The organism is Enterobacter cloacae complex sp. 397G4, assembly GCF_050031515.1.
GTDB classification, from domain to species: Bacteria; Pseudomonadota; Gammaproteobacteria; order Enterobacterales; family Enterobacteriaceae; genus Enterobacter; species Enterobacter hormaechei_C.
Map to the genome: position 1 here is coordinate 2,803,347 of NZ_JBLGWE010000001.1, position 21,096 is coordinate 2,824,442.

General features: G+C 55.5%; 17 protein-coding genes and 2 pseudogenes. 10 read left to right on the forward strand and 9 right to left on the reverse strand.

Annotated elements, in window-relative coordinates:
• Positions 1 to 68 precede the first annotated feature (68 nt).
• Positions 69 to 1,266, reverse strand: a pseudogene (locus ACQG1Y_RS13515) (carbohydrate porin).
• 452 nt (positions 1,267 to 1,718) lie between these two features.
• On the opposite strand from ACQG1Y_RS13515, the gene ACQG1Y_RS13520 reads away from it, so the two are divergent.
• Positions 1,719 to 3,401 carry an alpha,alpha-trehalase gene (locus ACQG1Y_RS13520; RefSeq protein WP_032619545.1) on the forward strand — a complete coding sequence of 561 codons (1,683 nt, stop codon included), beginning with the start codon at positions 1,719 to 1,721 and terminating at the stop codon, positions 3,399 to 3,401.
• A 90-nt stretch (positions 3,402 to 3,491) separates the two neighbouring features.
• On the opposite strand, the gene ACQG1Y_RS13525 is transcribed toward ACQG1Y_RS13520, so the two are convergent.
• Entirely contained in the window at positions 3,492 to 5,594 is a 2,103-nt protein-coding gene (locus ACQG1Y_RS13525) for a TonB-dependent siderophore receptor (RefSeq protein WP_426736778.1), read from the reverse strand.
• A 160-nt stretch (positions 5,595 to 5,754) separates the two neighbouring features.
• Here ACQG1Y_RS13525 and ycgR point away from each other — a divergent pair, with 160 nt between their 5' ends.
• Positions 5,755 to 6,486, forward strand: coding sequence for a flagellar brake protein YcgR (gene ycgR / locus ACQG1Y_RS13530; RefSeq protein ID WP_017384309.1), 732 nt, complete (start codon positions 5,755 to 5,757; stop codon positions 6,484 to 6,486).
• A gap of 37 nt (positions 6,487 to 6,523) precedes the next feature.
• Here ycgR and emtA read toward each other — a convergent pair whose 3' ends face one another.
• Positions 6,524 to 7,135, reverse strand: coding sequence for a membrane-bound lytic murein transglycosylase EmtA (gene emtA / locus ACQG1Y_RS13535; protein ID WP_017384310.1), 612 nt, complete (start codon positions 7,133 to 7,135; stop codon positions 6,524 to 6,526).
• Between the two features lie 107 nt (positions 7,136 to 7,242).
• Between emtA and ldcA the strand changes: the two genes are divergently transcribed.
• Together ldcA and ACQG1Y_RS13545 are read left to right on the forward strand one after the other, a co-directional pair.
• Positions 7,243 to 8,157 (forward strand): muramoyltetrapeptide carboxypeptidase, encoded by a 915-nt coding sequence (gene ldcA / locus ACQG1Y_RS13540; RefSeq protein WP_047728269.1) that lies wholly within the window; start codon positions 7,243 to 7,245, stop codon positions 8,155 to 8,157.
• 97 nt (positions 8,158 to 8,254) lie between these two features.
• Positions 8,255 to 9,922: pseudogene (locus ACQG1Y_RS13545) on the forward strand (potassium/proton antiporter); the annotation flags it as partial.
• Between the two features lie 162 nt (positions 9,923 to 10,084).
• Here ACQG1Y_RS13545 and dadX read toward each other — a convergent pair.
• Both dadX and ACQG1Y_RS13555 read right to left on the reverse strand, forming a co-directional pair.
• Positions 10,085 to 11,155: a catabolic alanine racemase DadX gene (gene dadX / locus ACQG1Y_RS13550; RefSeq protein WP_032653929.1), complete on the reverse strand. Its 1,071-nt coding sequence runs from the start codon at positions 11,153 to 11,155 to the stop codon at positions 10,085 to 10,087.
• Positions 11,156 to 11,164: 9 nt separating this feature from the next.
• A complete protein-coding gene (locus tag ACQG1Y_RS13555) occupies positions 11,165 to 12,463 on the reverse strand; it encodes a D-amino acid dehydrogenase (protein WP_015570317.1) in 1,299 nt (432 codons plus the stop codon).
• A gap of 321 nt (positions 12,464 to 12,784) precedes the next feature.
• Here ACQG1Y_RS13555 and ACQG1Y_RS13560 point away from each other — a divergent pair, with 321 nt between their 5' ends.
• Positions 12,785 to 14,317, forward strand: a complete 1,533-nt coding sequence (locus ACQG1Y_RS13560) for a SpoVR family protein (protein WP_017384314.1) — start codon at positions 12,785 to 12,787, stop codon at positions 14,315 to 14,317.
• Positions 14,318 to 14,424: 107 nt separating this feature from the next.
• Here ACQG1Y_RS13560 and fadR read toward each other — a convergent pair whose 3' ends face one another.
• A complete protein-coding gene (fadR, locus tag ACQG1Y_RS13565) occupies positions 14,425 to 15,144 on the reverse strand; it encodes a fatty acid metabolism transcriptional regulator FadR (RefSeq protein WP_015570315.1) in 720 nt (239 codons plus the stop codon).
• A 201-nt stretch (positions 15,145 to 15,345) separates the two neighbouring features.
• Here fadR and nhaB point away from each other — a divergent pair, with 201 nt between their 5' ends.
• Positions 15,346 to 16,884, forward strand: a complete 1,539-nt coding sequence (nhaB, locus tag ACQG1Y_RS13570) for a Na(+)/H(+) antiporter NhaB (protein ID WP_017693269.1) — start codon at positions 15,346 to 15,348, stop codon at positions 16,882 to 16,884.
• 46 nt (positions 16,885 to 16,930) lie between these two features.
• Positions 16,931 to 17,461, forward strand: coding sequence for a disulfide bond formation protein DsbB (dsbB, locus tag ACQG1Y_RS13575; protein WP_017693268.1), 531 nt, complete (start codon positions 16,931 to 16,933; stop codon positions 17,459 to 17,461).
• 99 nt (positions 17,462 to 17,560) lie between these two features.
• Here the strand turns inward: dsbB and ACQG1Y_RS13580 are convergent, their stop codons facing one another.
• From ACQG1Y_RS13580 to ACQG1Y_RS13590, 3 genes are all read right to left on the reverse strand, one after another.
• Complete coding sequence (locus tag ACQG1Y_RS13580) at positions 17,561 to 18,001, reverse strand: YcgN family cysteine cluster protein (RefSeq protein WP_015570314.1); 441 nt, start codon at positions 17,999 to 18,001, stop codon at positions 17,561 to 17,563.
• A 93-nt stretch (positions 18,002 to 18,094) separates the two neighbouring features.
• A complete protein-coding gene (locus tag ACQG1Y_RS13585; protein WP_160176929.1) occupies positions 18,095 to 18,754 on the reverse strand; it encodes a fumarylacetoacetate hydrolase family protein in 660 nt (219 codons plus the stop codon).
• A 47-nt stretch (positions 18,755 to 18,801) separates the two neighbouring features.
• A complete protein-coding gene (locus tag ACQG1Y_RS13590; protein ID WP_015570312.1) occupies positions 18,802 to 19,077 on the reverse strand; it encodes a YcgL domain-containing protein in 276 nt (91 codons plus the stop codon).
• 123 nt (positions 19,078 to 19,200) lie between these two features.
• Here ACQG1Y_RS13590 and minC point away from each other — a divergent pair, with 123 nt between their 5' ends.
• From minC to minE, 3 genes are read left to right on the forward strand one after another with little or no spacing between them, the layout of a single operon-like run.
• A complete protein-coding gene (minC, locus tag ACQG1Y_RS13595; protein ID WP_015570311.1) occupies positions 19,201 to 19,908 on the forward strand; it encodes a septum site-determining protein MinC in 708 nt (235 codons plus the stop codon).
• Between the two features lie 22 nt (positions 19,909 to 19,930).
• Positions 19,931 to 20,743 (forward strand): septum site-determining protein MinD, encoded by an 813-nt coding sequence (minD, locus tag ACQG1Y_RS13600; RefSeq protein WP_003859938.1) that lies wholly within the window; start codon positions 19,931 to 19,933, stop codon positions 20,741 to 20,743.
• A gap of 3 nt (positions 20,744 to 20,746) precedes the next feature.
• Positions 20,747 to 21,013 (forward strand): cell division topological specificity factor MinE, encoded by a 267-nt coding sequence (gene minE, locus ACQG1Y_RS13605; protein WP_003859937.1) that lies wholly within the window; start codon positions 20,747 to 20,749, stop codon positions 21,011 to 21,013.
• Positions 21,014 to 21,096 lie beyond the last annotated feature (83 nt).

Consider the following 21,096-nt stretch of genomic DNA (forward strand, 5'->3'; position numbering starts at 1 on the left):
ACGCTTGCGCATACCCGGCCTGCAAAATGGCCCCTCTGCCTGCTAACAGGGGGGCATTATGACACTCTTCAGAAATAATATTTAAACCGCACACGACCGCCATAACGATCGTCGTTCTTATCGCTTCCCTTTTTCGGCGACGCGTTCACCCACGAAGCGTAGGCGCCCAGGTAAATGTTAAAGTTCTTCATCTTCATTACGTTGGGAATAAGGTATGGCGCATGGACAGTGTGAATATCATACTCACCCGGATCGGTGATCCAGCAATCATTCTCACACTCTGCGTCAAAGGTTGAAGTGTTAAATTCGTCGATTTCGTTATGTGCATAAATATAGCCCAGGTCATGGTGAATCCGTAACCGGTGCGGTCAGACTGATCGACCCAACGACCCGCGTCATCCCGATAGCCATAAGCATTGTTGACCAGATTGGTTTCCATGGCGACGGCCATTGAGAACGGGCCGTCCTGCCACGAAATAACTGGCCGGACATAGGCGACGTTCTTATCATTTTCCAGTTCCGGCCATGGTAGCGCTGGTCGACGTACAGATCGCTGCCGTCTTTGAACAGCGTATTCAGCTCGAAATACCAGTTATCCAGCGTTTTACTCATCAGGAAGTTACCGCCGCTGTCGGTACGGCCACGCCCCTCTTTCAGCATATAAATGTAACCATAGCCGTCGCTATAAAGATCGTCCGCTGTATTGCCTGAGTATTCAACAAAGGTATCCTGGTTAAGCGGGAACATATCGTAGGCTTCAAAACGTCCAACTTTAATTTCCCAGTCGTTTTCTGCGCCAAAGAAAAATACCGCATCATCAAGGTACATTTGCCCTGCCAAATCGCCCAGTGGTTGTACAGAAAATCCGGCAAAATGGCCGTTATCCATTTTTCGGTAACCCTCAAACCCCAGCAAAATACGACCATTAATATCCCACCGTTCTTTATCTCCCGGCGCCCAGTCGCTATTAGCACTTTACTTAACAGAAGTCAGACTGCCGGTTTTGCTGGCAGCATCCATATTAAATTCCACATCGCCATAAAATTTTATATATCCAAAGCCCGAAAGCGTCAGCTTCGGTGGTGCGTCTTTATTGACGGGCTTTTCTGAGTGGACGACCACGGGAGCAGCCTGCTGACTGGCCGCCTGCTGTTGTTTCAACGCCTCGATTTGCGCCTCCAGTTGCGCCAGTTTTTCATCTACGCTCGTCGCGCTTTGTGCCGCAAAAAGAGAGCCAGAACATAGTGCCCCCACGAGGACAACCATTTTTTTAATTGCATAGAATCCATCCTGAAATAAAAGTGAATACCCGAAGTGATGGGCCACTCTATTTCGTCTAAATGTTTTTCGGCAGGCTATTATGTTTTTTTGTTATGTCGGTTATGTTTTTTACTTTGTGTGACCTTCACGGAAAGTTATTCGCGGAATGTAATAAAGAAACACAAACCCGTTCACAGAATTAAAAAAGGTTGCAACCCATAAGCCTGGTCAATATTCATAGTGTGCCCTGACAGGATATTTAATTAAAATCATTCCCCAAAAAACATTCCCCGAGTAAATAGTTTTCGGCGCGCTTCTCACGTCCGGGCGCGGCGGTAAATTGTCTGGTAATGCGCAAAATGGGATATCTAACACGCGAAGCGGGCAATATTCGTCTAAGGTTTTCAGGTGATTGACGACAGCGGTGACGCTGCCCAGCGACGAATGGAGATGAACCGATGATAAAAACTCGAATGCTACGCCCTGGCTTGTTACACCTTACGTTGGCAGGCGCCCTACTCGGTGTTACCGCATTTGGTTATGCTGAAGACCAGCCAACGAGCCAGCAAAGCTCACCTGATATTCTCCTTGGCCCCCTCTTTAATGAAGTACAGAGCGCCAAACTGTTCCCGGATCAGAAAACCTTCGCGGATGCCGTTCCCAAAAGCGACCCGCTAACCATCCTGGCGGATTACCGGATGCAGCATACCCAGTCCGGTTTTGACCTGCGCCACTTCGTAGAGATGAACTTTATCCTGCCGAAGGAAGGTGAGAAATACGTTCCCCCTGAAGGCCAGAGCCTGCGCGAACACATAGACGATCTGTGGCCTGTACTGACCCGCACCACTGACAAAGCGAACAAATGGGACTCCCTCCTGCCCCTGCCAAAGCCCTATGTCGTGCCGGGAGGACGCTTCCGCGAAGTCTATTACTGGGACAGCTATTTCACCATGCTGGGGCTGGCCGAGAGCGGCCACTGGGATAAGATCGGCGACATGGTGGACAACTTCGCTTACGAGCTTGATACCTGGGGCCATATCCCTAACGGTAACCGCAGCTACTACCTGAGCCGCTCTCAGCCGCCTTTCTTCTCGCTGATGGTGGAATTGCTGGCCACGCATGACAGCGACGCGTTGAAGAAATACCGTCCGCAGATGGAGAAAGAGTACGCTTACTGGATGGAGGGGGCTGATGGGCTCCAGCCTGGTCAGGCGAACAAACGCGTGGTGAAGCTGGATGACGGCTCGATCCTCAACCGCTACTGGGACGATCGGGACACGCCGCGCCCTGAGTCGTGGCTGGATGACGTGACCACCGCCAAAAATAACCCTAACCGTCCGGCCACCGAAATTTACCGCGATCTGCGCTCTGCCGCGGCCTCGGGCTGGGATTTCAGCTCCCGCTGGATGGACGATCCACAGAAGCTGGGTACCATCCGCACCACCAGCATCGTGCCGGTGGATCTGAATGCGCTGATGTTTAAGATGGAAAAACTGCTGGCCCGCGCCAGTCAGGAAGACGGCGATAACGCCAGTGCAAGTAAATATGACGCGCTGGCCTCCGCACGTCAGAAAGCCATGGAAAGCCACCTGTGGAACGATAAAGAGGGCTGGTATGCGGATTACGATCTGAAAACCGGGAAGGTGCGTAATCAGCTGACGGCCGCAGCCCTCTTCCCGCTGTATGTGAAGGCCGCATCACAGGATCGCGCCGATAAAGTGGCCGCAGCCGCGTCGTCACGCCTGCTGAAACCGGGCGGTATTTCTACCACCACCATCAACAGCGGGCAGCAGTGGGATGCGCCGAACGGCTGGGCGCCGTTGCAGTGGGTAGCGGTGGAAGGGTTGCAGAACTATGGTCAGCAGAAAGTGGCGATGGACGTAACCTGGCGTTTCCTGAAAAACGTTCAGCATACCTACGATCGCGAGAAGAAACTGGTTGAGAAGTACGATGTCTCTTCGACCGGTACCGGCGGTGGCGGCGGTGAGTATCCGTTGCAGGACGGTTTCGGCTGGAGTAACGGCGTGACGCTCAGGATGCTGGACATGGTCTGCCCGAAAGAGAAGCCGTGCGACAGCGTACCGGAGAATCAGCCTGCGGCAAACGATGATGTTGCACCTGCGAAACAGGCGGCGCAGTAGCGCCCCTCACCCTGACCCTCTCCCCGGTGGGGCGAGGGGACGGTTCCGTGCAATAGATTGGCCCGGTAGCGAAGCGCCACCGGGCTTTTTTCAGAAGCTGTAACTCGCCCCGACCTGGAACGTGCGGTCACGGCCTATCCAGCAGTTGGTCGCGTCATAACAGGTGAGCGTCTCTTTGTTGGTGACGTTCTGCGCGCTCGCTTTCAGCGTCAGCCCCTCCAGCGATGGCGACAGCTCGCCCATGCGGTAAGATGCCGCCAGATCGTATTGCGTCGTACCGCCCAGCTTGCCTGCGTCGTTGGCTGGCGAGATCTCCATCGGCCCGGTGTAGCGTGCCCCTGCCCCCAGCGTTAACCCTCTCAGCGGCGTGCTGTCAAAGGTGTAATCCCCCCACAGATTAAAGGCGTTCTCAGGGACCTGCGTCGGTCGTTTGCCCTGGTACTTGTCATCTTCGGTATTGATGGCGTGGGTGTAGGCGTAGTTGGCAATCAGCGTCAGGTTATCCGTTGGACGACTCATAGCGGAAAGCTCCGCACCTTTCGATTCCACTTCCCCGGTCTGGCGATAGTTGAGGAAGCCCGGATCGCTGGTCACCACATTTTTCTGACGAATGTTAAACACCGAGGCGGTGAAGGTGGTTGCGTAATCCGCCAGCAGGTATTTCACCCCACCCTCCACCTGCTTGCTGGTGGTGGGCTTAACGTCTTTCGCGGTCAGCGTGCCCTGCGGCGATACCGGGGCGAACCCTTCCGAATAGCTGATAAACGGCGAGAGACCATTGTCGAAGGCATAAAGCGCGCCCAGTCGCTTGGTGAGGCGATCCTGCGATACCCAGGCTTTGTCACCGTTTTGCAGATAGTTGGTGGTGACAGAACGGTAGTCGTCATAGCGCAGGCTGGCCAGCACGTTCAGCCCGCCAAACGCAATCTGATCCTGGAGGTAATAGCCATTCTGCTGATAGCTGAGACGGTTTTTCTGCGCGGTTTCAAGCCCCAGCGCATCGTTATCGATCTGCGAGTGATCCGGATTACGCATATCGATACCCGGTGTGGACGAGGCGTAACGATAGTGGAAGTGAGAGTTCAGCTTCTGGTAGTCAAAGCCCGCCAGCAGATGATGTTTCCAGTCCCCCAGCGCGACGGTTCGGGTGACCTGGTTATCAATGTTGAAGCTCTGTAAATCTTCATCCGTGGTATAGGCGAAGCGGTTAAGCTGGTAGACCTCGCTGCCCGTCCCGGTTGAATAGGCGCTGCGCTGGTGGGTGTCCACGTCAAAGTAGCGCGCTTTCTGGCTAAAGCCCCAGCCACTGTCAAACTCATGTTCAAAGCTGTAGCCCAGCATCCACTGACGCTGCTTAAAGCCGCTCCACTCATCCCCGGCATAGTCACGACGTTCGGCGTATTTAGACCGTAGATAGCTTAGCGGCATCGGATCAGACGGCGTCAGGCTCGGCGTATTTTGCGCCAGCGCGTCAATGGTCAGGCGCGTTTTGTCATCCGGCTGCCAGGTCACGGAGGGGGCCACCAGATAGTTTTCATAGCGCGTGGTGTGCGCCTGTTCGTCACTCTCTGTCGCTTTACCCAGCAGGCGATAGTTCCAGTCGCTGGTCGCAATCTGCCCCGTGGAATCCAGGTACCCCTCTTTCAGATTGCGGTTTCCGGTGTTAAAGCCCAGTTCTGTTTTCGCCTCTTTCTGCGGCTTTTTACTCTGAATATTGACCAGCCCGCCCGGGGAGCCGCCGCCATACAGCACGGATGACGGCCCCTTCAGAATATCGACGCTCTCAATCAGCAGCGGATCGATTCGCGCTTTAGTGTTCCCGGTGACGTTATAGGGAAGTTGCAGGCCGTTGTAGAACTCCTGCTCGACGTTAAACCCGCGGATTTTGTACTCGCTCATGTAAGAGGTGCTCCCGCGCACCTCCGTGGAAACGCCCGGCGCATAGCGCAGGATCTCGTTTACCGAACTGGCGTGCCGCTGCTCAATCTCTTTAGCGGCAATGGTGTTGATCACCTGCGGCGTTTTACTTTCCGCGACGGCTGATTTCGTGGCGCTGTTGGTCCAGGCAGGGAGCGCGCTGCCCTGCTCTGTACCGGTCACCACGATGGTGGGTTCTTCTGCAAAAGCCTGTGTTTGCAATGCCAGCGTGACGGCGCCTGCTAACGCGCATAACGCAAAACGTGAGGTGCTCATAGTGTCGTCTTGTTATTAGATGGTATTGGTAACGCCAATTATTATCATTTCCATTAGCAAATCAATATCGGCGGAGAAAAACAGATCGTTTGTATTAAGTTTCATGCCAGCGTGCCGATAACCCAGAGACAGTCTGTCATCTATCGAGGAGCCATCTGGCGTGAGTAGCTACAGTGAGCAGTTCCTGAAACAAAATCCGCTGGCTGTATTAGGGGTGTTACGCGACCTGAAAAAGGGCGAGGTGCCGCTGCGCATCAACTGGTCAACCAGCCAGTTTATCAGCAAGATCCTGGACGTGACGGCAGAACACCTGATCGTGGATCTGGGTAGCCAGAGCGAAGAAAACCGTGCCGCGCTCCAGGCAGAAAACCTCTCGGTGATGGCCGAAACGCAGGGGGCTAAAGTCGAGTTTATACTGCCCCGCCTGACCACGATCGCGTACCAGGGTTTGCCTGCGTTTATCGCTCCCCTGCCCGCTAACCTCTGGTTCGTGCAACGCCGCGAGTTTTTTCGCATCAGCGCCCCGCTTCACCCGGCCTATTTCTGTAAGGCAAAAATGCCGGACAAAAAAGAGATCCGCTTTCGTCTCTTCGACCTGTCACTGGGCGGGATGGGCGCGTTAATGGATACGCCGAAGCCGGAAGGACTGGTGGAAGGCATGCGTTTTAGTCAGATTGAGCTGGATATGGGCGGATGGGGACGCTTCTGGTTTGACGCCCAGCTGATTGCCATCAGCGAGCGTAAGGTGGTGGACAGCAAAAACGAAACCATTACCACGCCGCGACTGAGCTTTCGCTTTCTGAATGTCGGGCCAGGCGCCGAACGCGAACTACAGCGCATCATCTTCTCACTGGAGCGTGAAGCGCGGGAACGCGCGAACAAAGTGCGCTGAAAGGCGTCGGGCAGCATGCTGCCGCCCGACAAAGGCGTTACATGGCGTCCATCGCTTTCTGTACTTTCCAGATATAACGTGGAGCCTGTGCTGAAGGATGATTCTTCACAACGTGCTCGAAGAATTCATCTTTATCCATATCGTTAATCTCTTCTATCGCCTCTTTGCGATCGGATGAGAAGGTTCGGAGCAGCGCGCCGGCTCCGTTAACGTACGACACCACCAGCGCATATTGCATCACTTCCGGATCGTCAATCCCCTTCAGAATGCCATGCTCGAGAATGCTCAGGTAAGCGGTTCCCATAGAGATATTACGTTCCGGGTTTTTCAGCTCGCTGGTGGATGGCTGTCCCTTCCAGCCCATGTAGCGATAGACCTCTCTTCCCGCCGTCGAGGCTTTTAACTGCATCAGCCCCACCGCATTCGATTTACTCACCAGCGTCGGGTTGCCGCCTGACTCCACGGCAATGATCGCCGTGATCAGACGCGGGCTCACGCCCCAGGCCTTCCCGGCTTGTTCGCTGATCGGCATCCACTGCATGGCCCGCTTTACCGGCACTTCAGGGTTCCAGGGGGGATTTTGATAATCATGTTTTGAACTACAGCCAGCGAGCAGCACAATCAAAAAAGCAAACCATCTCAATTTCACGTCATCTATCCTTATAGCCGGTCATCGCGGTACGTCGCCCCTTGAAGCAGGCGGCGTATAAGCGGCATGATATAGACAATTAGATTCTCATTCAGCAAGGAATTGCCATGCCTCAGTTTCATCTCATCGCACCGTCAGGCTACTGCATCAACCAGGAGGCGGCACAGCGGGGCGTTCAGCGCCTGCTGGAAATGGGCCATCAGGTAGAAAATCAGACTATTATCCCCCGCCGTATGCAGCGTTTTGCCGGTACGGAGGCGCAGAGACTGAGCGATATCAACAGCCTGGCGACGCTGGAAGGTGAAAACACTATTGTGCTGGCCGTGCGCGGCGGCTATGGCGCAAGCCGGCTGCTGGAGAGCATCGACTGGGCCGGGCTGGCCGCGCGCCAGCAGCAGGATCCGCTGTTAATCTGCGGACACAGCGATTTCACGGCGATCCAGCTCGGCCTGCTTGCGTTGCATAACGTCATTACCTTTAGCGGCCCGATGCTGGCCGGCAACTTTGGTGCGCCGGAGCTGGATGCGTTTACGCAGGACCATTTCTGGCGCGCCCTGCAAAACCCGACGTTCACCATCGAGTGGCAAGGCAATGGACCGCACTGGGAATGTGAAGGACAGCTGTGGGGCGGCAACCTCGCGATGCTGGTGTCGCTGATTGGAACGCCGTGGCTGCCGCAGATCACGGACGGCATACTGGTGCTGGAAGATATCAACGAACACCCGTTCCGCGTCGAACGTATGCTGTTGCAGCTGTATCACGCCGGGATCCTGGATCGGCAGTCGGCCATTGTGCTGGGCAGTTTTAGTGGTTCAGCCCCCAACGATTACGATGCGGGCTATTCCCTGGAGACGATGATTGATTTCATTCGTTCCCGGCTGGATATCCCGGTGATCGCCGGTCTGGATTTCGGCCATGAGCAGCAAACCGTTACCCTGCCGCTGGGTGCCCAGGCGCACCTTGTACACGATAATTCAGGAAGTCGGTTAACAATCAGCGGTCATCCGGTCTTAAAGGCATAAAAAAGCCGTTATTCCCCCTCAATAAAACGCAGTTAACGTTGTTATTATGTTAGGGTTTTAATAACAGCGTTCACATTGAGGTGGGAGTAAGACGACATTGGGTGCCACAGCGATAATCAGTCTTTTCATTCTGGGTTCCATCCTGGTAACCTTTAGCATTTTATTAAGTTCATTTTCATCGCGTCTTGGCATACCTATTCTTGTCATTTTCCTGGCTATCGGCATGCTTGCCGGGATCGACGGTATCGGCGGTATCCCCTTCGATAATTACCCTTTCGCCTATATGGTGAGTAACCTCGCGCTGGCGGTGATTCTGCTGGACGGTGGAATGCGCACCCAGGCAAGTTCGTTTCGCGTTGCCTTAGGCCCGGCGCTGTCTCTGGCGACCGTCGGCGTGCTGATCACCTCCGGCCTGACCGGCATGATGGCGGCCTGGCTGTTTAACCTCGATATAATGGAAGGCCTGCTGATTGGCGCGATTGTCGGCTCTACCGATGCGGCGGCGGTTTTCTCGCTGCTCGGCGGCAAGGGGCTGAACGAACGCGTGGGCTCCACGCTTGAGATTGAATCCGGCAGTAACGATCCGATGGCGGTGTTCCTGACCATTACCCTGATTGAGATGATCCAGCAGCACGAAACCGGCCTGAGCTGGATGTTCGCCTGGCACATCCTCCAGCAGTTTGGCCTCGGGATTATCATTGGTCTCGGCGGCGGTTACCTGTTACAGCATACGATTAACCGTATTACGCTGCCTTCCGGCCTTTACCCGCTGCTGGCCCTGAGCGGTGGGATCCTGATCTTTGCCGTCACCACCGCGCTGGACGGCAGCGGTATTCTGGCGGTTTACCTTTGCGGTTTCCTGTTGGGCAACCGACCGATTCGCAACCGTCACGCCATCTTGCAGAACTTCGACGGTCTGGCCTGGCTGGCGCAGATCGCCATGTTCCTGGTGCTGGGCCTGCTGGTGACGCCGTCGGACCTGCTGCCTATCGCCGTACCGGCGCTGCTTTTGTCGGCCTGGATGATCTTCTTCGCCCGTCCGCTGTCGGTGTTTGCCGGGCTGCTGCCGTTCCGCGGGTTTAACCTGCGTGAGCGGATATTTATCAGTTGGGTGGGGCTGCGCGGCGCGGTGCCAATTATTCTGGCAGTGTTCCCGATGATGGCCGGGCTGGACAACGCCCGCCTGTTCTTCAATGTCGCCTTCTTCGTAGTGCTGGTGTCGCTGCTGTTCCAGGGAACGTCGCTGGGCTGGGCGGCGAAAAAAGCCAAAGTGGTGGTACCGCCCATTGGCTGGCCGGTCTCCCGCGTGGGGCTGGATATTCACCCTGAGAATCCCTGGGAACAGTTTGTCTACCAGCTAAGCGCCGATAAGTGGTGCGTGGGCGCGTCCCTGCGCGATCTGCATATGCCCGCTGAAACGCGCATTGCCGCCCTGTTCCGGGATAACGCCCTGCTTCACCCGACCGGCAGCACGCGGCTGCGTGAGAACGATATCCTCTGCGTGATTGGCCGCGAGCGCGACCTGCCGGCCCTCGGCAAGCTGTTCAGCCAGTCGCCCCCGGTGGCGCTGGATCAGCGTTTCTTCGGCGATTTTATCCTCGAAGCCAGCGCCCGCTTTGCGGATGTGGCGCTGATTTATGGCCTGGAAGGTGGACTGGAGAATCGCGATAACCAGCAAACCCTGGGTGAGATTATTCAGCAATTATTAGGAGCTGCGCCGGTCGTCGGTGACCAGGTGGAGTTTGCCGGGATGATCTGGACGGTAGCGGAGAAAGAAGATAACGCGGTGCGCAAAGTCGGCGTAAGGCCGATGGAGGAGGAGGCGGAGTAGCTGCTTTTTTGCCGGGTGGCGCTAACGCTTACCCGGCCTACGTTCGGGCTTTTGTAGGCCGGGTAAGGCGGAGCCGCCACCCGGCACACACACAGGTTACACCGTCACAACAGGGACTCTTGGCGCCAGCGCGCACATCAGCTCATACCCGACGGTGCCCGCCGCAGCGGCCACATCATCAATTTTAACCTCGTTGCCCCACAGCTCAACCGGTGACCCGATCCCCGCCTGGGGACACGGCGTCAAATCGATGGCCAGCATGTCCATTGAGACGGTGCCTACCGTGCCGGTGCGCACGCCATCGACCCACACCGGCGTGCCACTTGGGGCGATGCGCGGATAACCATCTGCATAGCCCCCCGCCACGATACCGATGCGCTGTTCACCTGCTGCCCGATAGCGGCTGCCATAGCCCACCGTATCGCCCGCTTTCAGGGTTTGCACGCCGATAATCTCGCTTCGTAACGTCATCACCGGCTTCAGGCCGCTGTTGGCGATATCCTGCCACTGACCTGAGGGTGACGCGCCGTACAGTACGATCCCCGGACGTACCCAGTTGTAGTGCGCCTCGGGATGCCAGAGCGTTGCCGCTGAGTTCGACAGCGAGCGCGGACAGTCCAGACCTTCTGCCGCCTGCTCAATGCGGACCATGGCATCGGCAATGCCGTCCGGCTTTTCCGCATCGGCGAAGTGCGCCATCAGCGTCATCTCACCGACGTTTTTCAGCGCACGAAGCTGCTGCCAGACCGTATGCACCCGTTCAGGCTGGAAGCCCAGACGGTTCATCCCGCTGTTCACTTTGAGATAGATATCCAGCGGGGCATGCAGCTTCGCGTCCTGGATGGCCTTGATCTGCCAGTTACTGTGAACGCTGGTCGTCAGGCGGTACTTATCCAGCAGAGGCAGATCCTGCGCATGAAAGAATCCTTCCAGCAGCAGGATCGGTCCTTTCCAGCCGCGCTCGCGCAGCAGGATGGCCTCTTCCAGATTCAGCAAGGCAAAACCATCGGTGCCGCCGAGCGCACTCCAGATACGGTCGATACCATGACCGTAGGCGTTGGCTTTCACCACCGACCAGACACGAGAACCCGGCGCAGCACGGCGAACAATTTGCAGGTTATCCTTCAGCGCCTGCAAATCCAGCTGGGCCAGAATAGGACGGGACATGACGACTCCTTAATTATGCGCGCCGTGCAGGTGTTGTGGACGCGATGGGGTAAACCCTGATTGATAGCGTGCGGCGCTCAAATCGTCAAACGGAATTGCCGGCGTCCTTCCGGAGATCAGGTCGCTCAGCAGCTGGCCCGAACCGCAGGCCATGGTCCAGCCAAGCGTGCCGTGGCCGGTGTTGGTCCACAGATTTTTGTATGGTGTACGGCCCACAATCGGCGTGCCGTCCGGGGTCATTGGGCGCAGGCCGGTCCAGAACGTTGCCTGCTCAATGAAGCCGCCGCGCGGGAAGAGATCGCCCACGACCATCTCCAGCGTTTCACGACGCGGTTTGAGCAGCTCGGTATTGAAGCCCACGATTTCCGCCATGCCGCCGACGCGGATCCGGTTATCGAAGCGGGTGATGGCGATTTTGTAGGTTTCATCAAGAATGGTCGAGACCGGCGCGCCGCTGTCCTCTTTCACCGGGATGGTCAGGGAGTAGCCTTTCAGCGGATAGACCGGGATATCCAGGATGCCTTTCAGCATCGCGGTTGAGTAGGAGCCAAACGCCATCACGTAGGCATCGGCTTTAATTACCTCTTCCCCACACTTCACGCCGTAAATCTTCTCCCCTTCCGACAGCAGTTTGTCGACAGAAGTATTGAAGCGGAATTTCACCCCGGCCTGCTCACACATGCGCGCCAGACGCTGGGTGAATAGCTGGCAGTCGCCGGTTTCATCGTTCGGTAAACGCAGACCGCCCGTCAGCTTGTGCGCGACCTCGGCAAGCGCTGGCTCCACCTGCGCCAGCTGGCTGGCTTCCAGCAGCTGATACGGTACGCCCGCATCTTCAAGCACGGCGATATCGCGGGTCGCGTTTTCGTACTGTTGCGCGGTACGGAACAGCTGAAGTGTGCCGCCCTGACGCCCTTCATATTCAATGCCCGTTGAGGCACGCAGCGCCTTCAGGCAGTCGCGGCTGTATTCCGCCAGCCGCACCATACGCCCCTTGTTTTCCATATAGTGGCGGGTGTCGCAGTTGCGCAGCATCTGCCACATCCATTTAAGCTGGAACTGCGTGCCGTCAAGGCTGATCGCCAGGGGCGCATGTCGCTGAAACATCCATTTGATCGCCTTCAGCGGAACGCCCGGGGCCGCCCACGGCGCAGCGTAGCCCGGAGAGATTTGCCCCGCATTCGCCGCACTGGTTTCCAGCGCCGGACCGGATTCGCGATCGATAACGGTAACCTCATGTCCCGCCTGACTTAAATACCAGGCGCTGGTTACGCCAACGACACCACTTCCCAGTATGACAACACGCATAGCCACTCCATTATGAGCAAAAGAACAATCATCTAATTACAGATTGATAACCTAGTTGAAAATATTATTCAACATATGACTTTTTTATGGTGACTCAACTCACATATCCCGCTGTATCAGGGGATGGCGCTTATTTGGGATCTCCTGCTGCGCGTTATTTTTAACCAGTAGAAAATTCTGTGAGCACCGCTTTATTTGCCGTATCGAAAACGCGAAATCGCAAAGAAAAAATTTCTGCGCCCCGCGTATTTGAATGGGGTGATCTATGCTTGAAAGGAGGCTCTCCAGTCAGAGAGAGCGACCAACAACGAGGGCGCGCTAATGGCTACACTAGATTCCATGTCCAGGGACAGCACCCGTCTGAGCGATGGACCCGACTGGACCTTCGAGTTGCTGGATGTCTACCTGGCGGAGATCGACCGGGTGGCCAAACTCTATCGTCTGGATACCTATCCCCATCAGATTGAAGTCATCACCTCGGAACAGATGATGGACGCTTACTCCAGCGTCGGGATGCCAATTAACTATCCGCACTGGTCGTTTGGCAAAAAATTCATTGAGACAGAGCGGCTGTATAAGCACGGGCAGCAGGGACTGGCGTATGAAATCGTCATTAACTCTAACCCGTGTATTGCCTATCTGATGGAAGAGAACACCATTACCATGCAGGCGCTGGTGATGGCGCACGCCTGCTATGGACATAACTCGTTCTTCAAAAATAACTATCTGTTCCGCAGCTGGACGGACGCCAGCTCCATCGTCGATTACCTGATCTTCGCCCGCAAATACATTACCGACTGCGAAGAGCGCTACGGCGTGGACGAGGTGGAGAAGCTGCTGGACTCCTGCCACGCTCTGATGAACTACGGCGTTGACCGCTATAAGCGTCCGCAGAAGATCTCATTGCAGGAAGAGAAAGCCCGGCAGAAGAGCCGCGAGGAGTATCTGCAAAGCCAGGTGAATATGCTGTGGCGCACCCTGCCGAAACGTGAAGAGGAGAAAACCGTCGCCGAGGCGCGTCGCTACCCTTCCGAGCCGCAGGAAAACCTGCTCTACTTTATGGAGAAAAACGCCCCACTGCTGGAGCCGTGGCAGCGTGAGATCCTGCGCATCGTGCGCAAGGTGAGCCAGTATTTCTATCCGCAGAAGCAGACCCAGGTGATGAACGAAGGCTGGGCGACCTTCTGGCACTACACCATTCTTAACCACCTGTACGACGAAGGAAAAGTCACCGAGCGGTTTATGATGGAGTTTCTGCACAGCCACACCAACGTGGTATTCCAGCCGGCATATAACAGCCCGTGGTACAGCGGCATTAACCCGTACGCGCTCGGCTTTGCCATGTTCCAGGATATCAAGCGTATTTGTCAGTCGCCCACCGAAGAGGACAAATACTGGTTCCCGGATATTGCCGGTTCAGACTGGCTGGAAACGCTGCACTTCGCGATGCGTGATTTTAAGGATGAGAGCTTTATCAGCCAGTTCATGTCGCCGAAGATCATGCGTGATTTCCGCTTCTTCACCGTACTGGATGATGACCGCAACAACTACCTGGAGATCTCCGCGATCCACAACGAAGAGGGTTATCGCGAGATCCGCTCGCGCCTGTCATCCCAGTACAACCTGAGTAATCTTGAACCGAACATTCAGGTCTGGAACGTGGATCTGCGCGGCGACCGCTCCCTGACGTTGCGCTATATTCCGCACAACCGCGCGCCGCTGGATAAGGGGCGTAAGGAAGTGCTGAAGCATGTGCATCGCCTGTGGGGATTTGACGTGTTGCTGGAGCAGCAGAACGAAGATGGCAGCGTGGAGCTGCTGGACCGGTGTCCGGCGCGGTTGAATACGCTGTAGTTTGTTGCCGGGTGGCGCTTTGCTTACCCGGCCTACGGGTTTTGTAGGCCCGGTAAGCAAAGCGCCACCGGGCGAAAAAAAACCTCTCAATCGAGAGGTTTTTTATTTTAGCGGCTCTGAATCGCTAAATCACCCGGCAGCGTTTTCTGCATCCGGTGCCAGATTTCACCGGAGTCGTGGCCGTAACGACGCACCGTTTCATAGACCTGATCGTGCAGCCCTTCGGTGCAGAGTTTGCTCAGTTTATGGTAGAAGCCGAGCGCCAGGCTGCGGGCTTCAGGGTTAGCAAAATAGTGACGACCAATGCGCGTATATAACCCTTTCATTCCATTCAGGATCAGACCGTAAACCGGATTGCCGGAAGCAAACGCCAGACCGCGGAACACGTTGTAATCCAGGGTCGCAAAGGCATCCGCGTGGTCTTCCACCTCATTAGCGGTGGCAAGCACTTTCAGCGCATCTTCAGGATGCTGACGAAACGCGGTGCGGATGAAAATGGTGGCGATGTTGGTGCGCACGGAAAGCAGATTATCAATCAGCTGCGGTACGCTTTCGTGGTCGAGACGCGCCAGCGTTTCCAGAATGTTCAGCCCGGACGTTTCCCAGAAGTTGTTCACCTTAGTGGGTTTGCCATGCTGTATCGTCAACCAGCCATCGCGCGCCAGACGCTGGAGCACTTCTCGCAGCGTGGTACGGGTGACGCCAATCAGTTCAGAGAGTTCGCGTTCAGCAGGTAGAATTGATCCCGCAGGGAAACGATTATTCCAGATGCTTTCAATGATGTACTCTTCCGCGAAACCCGCCGGGCTCTGCGCCTTAATGACCATAGTGAGATTTCCATTACACAGCTTTAGCAAATTGCACTCATCATACCAGAGGCGCGCAGAGGCAGATAGCGCAGCAGAGACAGAAAAGAGGGATCGCCGTTTCATTTTTATGAAATTTACAAATGGCTTAATCCCCCGCTCTGCCGCCATTTTTGCGTATACTGATGTCTTGTCTTATTTGACGGGTAAAGGACGTCTGTCGTGGAAATTTCATTTGGGCGCGCGCTGTGGCGCAACTTTTTAGGTCAGTCACCTGACTGGTACAAACTCACTTTACTGGTATTCCTGGTCGTTAATCCCGTTATCTTTTTGCTGGATCCCTTCGTTGCCGGGTGGATGTTGGTCGCAGAATTTATCTTTACCCTGGCGATGGCGCTGAAGTGCTATCCGCTGTTGCCCGGCGGGCTGCTGGCGCTGGAAGCCGTGGTCATCGGAATGACCAGCGCGGAGCATGTTAAAAACGAGATAGCGTCGAATCTTGAAGTCCTGCTGCTGCTGATCTTCATGGTGGCGGGGATCTACTTTATGAAGCAGCTTCTGCTGTTTATCTTCACCCGTTTGCTGCTGAGCATTCCGTCGAAAACGCTGCTCTCGCTGGCGTTTTGCCTCGCCGCGGCCTTCCTCTCTGCCTTCCTGGATGCGCTGACGGTCGTTGCGGTGGTGATCAGCGTCGCCGTCGGCTTTTACGGGATTTACCACCGGGTGGCCTCGTCTCGTCCTGGCGATAACTTGCAGGACGACAGCCACGTTGAGGCGCACAACCGCGATGTGCTGGAACAGTTCCGCGCGTTTCTGCGCAGCCTGATGATGCATGCGGGCGTGGGGACGGCGCTGGGCGGCGTGATGACCATGGTCGGGGAGCCGCAAAACCTGATTATCGCCAAAGCGGCTGAATGGCATTTTGGCGAATTTTTCCTGCGCATGGCGCCCGTCAGCGTGCCCGTGCTGGTCTGCGGGTTAGCCACCTGTGTGCTGGTCGAAAAATTCAACCTCTTTGGGTATGGCGCGAAGTTGCCCGATCAGGTCCGCCAGGAGCTGCATAAGTTTGACGAGCAGAGCCGCAAACAACGCACGCGCCAGGAGACGCTGCGCCTGATTGCACAGGGTTTCATCGGCGTGTGGCTTATCGCTGCGCTGGCCTTCCACCTTGCCGAGGTGGGGCTGATTGGCCTGTCGGTAATTATCCTTGCAACCAGCCTGGGCGGCGTTACGGACGAACATGCTATCGGAAAAGCCTTTACCGAAGCGCTGCCGTTTACCGCCCTGCTGGCGGTGTTTTTCGCGGTCGTGGCGGTGATTATTGACCAACATCTGTTCGCGCCGATCATCGCGTTTGTGCTTCAGGCTACGCCAGATTCGCAGCTAACGCTGTTCTATTTGTTTAACGGTCTGTTGTCCTCTATATCCGATAACGTCTTTGTCGGGACGGTATACATCAATGAGGCCAAAGCCGCGATGGAGCAAGGGATTGTCAGCAGTGAACAGTTCGAGCTGCTGGCGGTGGCGATCAACACCGGAACCAACCTCCCCTCCGTGGCAACCCCGAACGGTCAGGCGGCATTCCTCTTCCTGCTGACCTCGGCGCTGGCACCACTCATACGACTTTCTTATGGAAGAATGGTCTGGATGGCGCTGCCGTATACGCTGGTGCTTACCCTGGTTGGTTTGCTGTGCATCAAAATTACTCTCGTTCCCTGTACGCAATGGTTATTGCAAGCAGGTATACTTGCGGCGCATTAAAATTCGTTTACACTGCGCTGTCTAAGCATGTTCCAGGGAAATGATTATGTTGCGATTTTTGAACCAGTGCTCACGCGGTCGCGGAGCGTGGTTGTTGATGGCCCTGACCGCCTTTGCGCTGGAAATGGTCGCGCTGTGGTTTCAGCATGTGATGGGGCTGAAACCTTGCGTACTGTGTATTTATGAGCGTTGTGCGCTGTTCGGCATTATGGGCGCGGGTCTGGTAGGTGCGATTGCACCCAAATCACCGTTACGCTATGCGGCAATTGCCATCTGGCTATACAGCGCCGGGAAAGGGATTGCGCTTGCCTGGGAGCACACCCAGATGCAGCTTCACCCGTCGCCGTTTATGACCTGTGATTTTGCCGCCCGCTTCCCGAGCTGGCTGCCGCTGGATAAATGGCTGCCGCAGGTGTTTGTGGCCTCCGGTGACTGCTCTGTACGCCAGTGGGAGTTCCTGACGCTGGAGATGCCGCAGTGGCTGGTGGGCATTTTTGTCGCCTACTTTGTGGTGGCGCTGCTGGTGCTGATTGCCCAGCCGTTCAAACCAAAGAAACGCGATCTTTTTGGAAGGTAAAAGCAAAACGGCAACGTCAGTTTTGTTGGTCGGGTAAGCGCAGCGCCACCCGACAAAATTGCGCACAATAAAAAACCCGCCTCGGCGGGTTTTTTATTGTCACCGATTAGGGTGATTCATAATGTGGTCTTCCCAGTCGCGCACCTCGGACTCTTTCACCGCAATGTGGCGCACGGAAATACGTTCACCGTGCATCGCCGCTTTCGACCCCGTCAACAGCGGATGCCATGTGGGCAGATCTTTTCCTTCCGCCAGCAGGCGATACGCGCAGGTATGCGGCAGCCACTCAAAGGTCGGCAGATTTTCACGGGTTAACTTGATGCAGTCCGGCTCATATTCGAAACGGCGCTCATAGTTGCGGCACTGGCAGGTTTTGATGTTTAACTGCTTGCAGGCTACGTTGGTGAAATAGATCTCGTCCGAATCTTCATCCATCAGCTTATGCAGGCAGCACTGCCCGCAGCCGTCACACAACGATTCCCACTCCGCGTCGGTCATGTCGTCGAGAGTTTTGCTTTGCCAGAAAGGAATGTCGTTCATCGGGATGTCCACACGTCAAAATAGAGCGCACCTTATAACGAGTCTGGCACGTTGATGCAAGTTTTGCCGCCCTTTTCAGGCGGCAAGGTGCTTTTACAGCACGCGGGTTTTCAGCGACAGGCCGTTAAAACTGACGTCCAGTTCGTCGCCGCCAAGCAGCGGCCCCACACCTTCCGGAGTGCCGGTGAGGATCACGTCGCCAGGTTTCAGGGTGAAGAAGCGGCTCATGTAGGCAATCAGCGGAACGATCTTATGGATCATGTCAGCGGTTGTTCCCTGCTGGCGGATCTCGCCGTTGACCTTCAGGCTGAGCTGCGTGTTCTGCGGATCGTCGGTAAATTCACTCACCGGAACGAAACCGGAAATCGGGCATGAATTATCAAAACCCTTGGCTTTTTCCCACGGCTGCCCCGCTTTCTTCATTTTGCCCTGGACGTCACGCAGCGTCAGGTCGAGCGCGACACCGTAACCCGCAATCGCCTTCTCTACATGCTCTTCAGTTGCCTGGCGCAGCGTCGCGCCGATCAGCACCGCCAGTTCCACTTCATGATGCACCGAACCCAGTCCCTGCGGCAGAACCAGCGGCTGGCGAATATCGCACAGTGCGGTTTCTGGCTTAATAAACAGAACCGGCTCTTCCGGCACGGCGCTGCCCATCTCCTGAATATGTTTTGCATAGTTGCTGCCCACGCAGACCACTTTGCTGACGGGATAATCCAGTAATGCACCTTGCCAGTTATGATGTTGATACATGGTCGACCCCTAATCGGTTGATGAGTTGTTCCCGGAAGGACCCGGGCTTATTTCTTTCCGCTCAGCTCAAGGTGCTGTTTTAATAAATTCTCCGGTGGCGGCGGAAGCTGTAAATAATAGCCCTGCTCGATTAACGCCTTTTTGACTTTCTCAAGATCGGCGTTCACCAGCTTCTTACGGCCGTCCAGCGGCAGCAGCATCGCCAACTGCGGTCGACCAAAGCTTTTCATTAATTCTTCAGGCACGCGGGAAAAATCGTCTTTCTTTTCGACATAAAGGTAGGTCTGGTCGCGGCTGGTACTTCTGTAGATCACACAAAACATGTTTTTACTCTGAATTAACGGGTGGTTGCTTGCCTCAATATACTCCTGACTATAACATGCCTGATACTCTTCGGAATATCGCGGCGATGTGTTGCGGTTAATAGCAAATTGAGTAAGGCCAGGATGTCAAATACGCCCATCGAGCTTAAAGGCAGTAGCTTCACCTTATCAGTGGTTCATTTGCATGATGCAAAACCCGAGGTTATTCGTCAGGCGTTAGAAGACAAAATCGCGCAGGCTCCCGCTTTTCTTAAGCATGCTCCTGTCGTCGTCAATGTAAGCGACCTTGAGGGGCCGGTTAACTGGAAGCGACTCCAGCAGGCCGTCGTCTCCACGGGGTTGCGCATCGTGGGTATTAGCGGCTGCAAAGACGCAGAGTTAAAAGCCGAAATTGAACGCGCGGGTTTGCCCTTGTTAAACGAGGGCAAAGAAAAAGCCCCGCGTGCAACGCCTGCAACCGTTCCCGCTCCCCCGCCTCCGGCGCAAAATGTAGCCCCAGTCACAAAAACGCGATTGATTGATCTGCCGGTTCGTTCCGGTCAGCGCATTTATGCGCCAAACTGTGATCTGATTGTTACAAGCCACGTCAGTGCGGGCGCAGAACTGATTGCAGATGGCAATATTCACGTTTACGGTATGATGCGTGGGCGTGCGCTTGCGGGCGCCAGCGGCGATCGAGAAGCACAAATTTTTTGTACTCACCTGACGGCAGAACTGGTGTCTATCGCAGGTGAATATTGGCTGAGCGATAAAATCCCAGCCGAATTTTATGGCAAAGCGGCCCGTCTGCAACTGGCAGATAACGCTTTGACCGTTCAACCGTTAAATTGATCCCTTTTAACAAGGAATTTCTATGGCACGCATTATTGTTGTGACTTCGGGTAAAGGAGGCGTTGGCAAGACCACCTCCAGCGCGGCCATCGCTACTGGTTTGGCCCAGAAGGGAAAGAAAACCGTCGTAATCGACTTCGATATCGGTCTGCGTAACCTGGACCTGATCATGGGTTGCGAGCGTCGCGTGGTGTATGACTTCGTGAACGTCATTCAGGGCGATGCCACCCTTAACCAGGCGCTGATTAAAGATAAGCGTACCGAGAACCTCTACATTCTTCCGGCGTCCCAGACCCGTGATAAAGACGCCCTGACCCGCGAAGGCGTGGAAAAGGTGCTCGACGATCTGAAAAAGATGGAGTTCGACTTCGTGGTCTGCGACTCCCCGGCCGGTATCGAAACCGGGGCTTTGATGGCGCTCTACTTCGCGGATGAAGCCATCATCACCACCAACCCGGAAGTCTCGTCAGTACGTGACTCCGACCGTATTCTCGGCATTCTGGCCTCGAAATCCCGTCGCGCGGAAAATGGCCAGGAGCCAATCAAAGAGCACCTGCTGCTGACCCGCTACAACCCGGGCCGGGTGAACAAAGGTGACATGCTGAGCATGGAAGACGTGCTGGAGATCCTGCGCATCAAACTGGTTGGCGTGATCCCGGAAGATCAGTCCGTGTTGCGCGCCTCTAACCAGGGCGAGCCCGTGATCCTGGATACACAGGCAGACGCAGGTAAAGCGTATGCGGATACCGTTGACCGTCTGCTGGGAGAAGAACGTCCTTTCCGCTTCATTGAAGAAGAGAAGAAAGGTTTCCTCAAACGCCTGTTCGGAGGATAAGTTATGGCATTACTGGACTTTTTTCTCTCGCGGAAAAAAAGCACCGCCAACATCGCAAAAGAACGCCTGCAAATCATTGTGGCGGAACGTCGTCGTAGCGACGCCGAACCGCACTACCTGCCGCAGTTGCGCAAAGACATTCTGGAAGTGATCTGCAAATACGTGCAGATTGACCCGGAAATGGTCACCGTTCAGCTGGAGCAAAAAGACGGGGATATTTCGATTCTGGAGCTGAACGTGACGCTTCCGGAAGCGGAAGAGTCGCGTTAATCCGTTTGTGGTTTTGTAGGCCGGGTAAGCATCGCGCCGCCCGGCAATTTCCCCGGTGGCGCTGCCGCTTACCGGGGCTACAA

Bases quoted from the DNA above. Each gene is read 5' to 3' on its own strand.
- dsbB (WP_017693268.1), top strand. From the start codon at position 16,931: ATGTTGCGATTTTTGAACCAGTGCTCACGCGGTCGCGGAGCGTGGTTG.
- ACQG1Y_RS13580 (WP_015570314.1), bottom strand. From the start codon at position 18,001: ATGAACGACATTCCTTTCTGGCAAAGCAAAACTCTCGACGACATGACC.
- ACQG1Y_RS13525 (WP_426736778.1), bottom strand. From the start codon at position 5,594: ATGAGCACCTCACGTTTTGCGTTATGCGCGTTAGCAGGCGCCGTCACG.
- minD (WP_003859938.1), top strand. From the start codon at position 19,931: ATGGCACGCATTATTGTTGTGACTTCGGGTAAAGGAGGCGTTGGCAAG.
- ACQG1Y_RS13555 (WP_015570317.1), bottom strand. From the start codon at position 12,463: ATGCGTGTTGTCATACTGGGAAGTGGTGTCGTTGGCGTAACCAGCGCC.
- dadX (WP_032653929.1), bottom strand. From the start codon at position 11,155: ATGTCCCGTCCTATTCTGGCCCAGCTGGATTTGCAGGCGCTGAAGGAT.
- fadR (WP_015570315.1), bottom strand. From the start codon at position 15,144: ATGGTCATTAAGGCGCAGAGCCCGGCGGGTTTCGCGGAAGAGTACATC.
- ACQG1Y_RS13560 (WP_017384314.1), top strand. From the start codon at position 12,785: ATGGCTACACTAGATTCCATGTCCAGGGACAGCACCCGTCTGAGCGAT.
- minE (WP_003859937.1), top strand. From the start codon at position 20,747: ATGGCATTACTGGACTTTTTTCTCTCGCGGAAAAAAAGCACCGCCAAC.
- ldcA (WP_047728269.1), top strand. From the start codon at position 7,243: ATGCCTCAGTTTCATCTCATCGCACCGTCAGGCTACTGCATCAACCAG.
- minC (WP_015570311.1), top strand. From the start codon at position 19,201: ATGTCAAATACGCCCATCGAGCTTAAAGGCAGTAGCTTCACCTTATCA.
- ACQG1Y_RS13520 (WP_032619545.1), top strand. From the start codon at position 1,719: ATGATAAAAACTCGAATGCTACGCCCTGGCTTGTTACACCTTACGTTG.
- ACQG1Y_RS13590 (WP_015570312.1), bottom strand. From the start codon at position 19,077: ATGTTTTGTGTGATCTACAGAAGTACCAGCCGCGACCAGACCTACCTT.
- ACQG1Y_RS13585 (WP_160176929.1), bottom strand. From the start codon at position 18,754: ATGTATCAACATCATAACTGGCAAGGTGCATTACTGGATTATCCCGTC.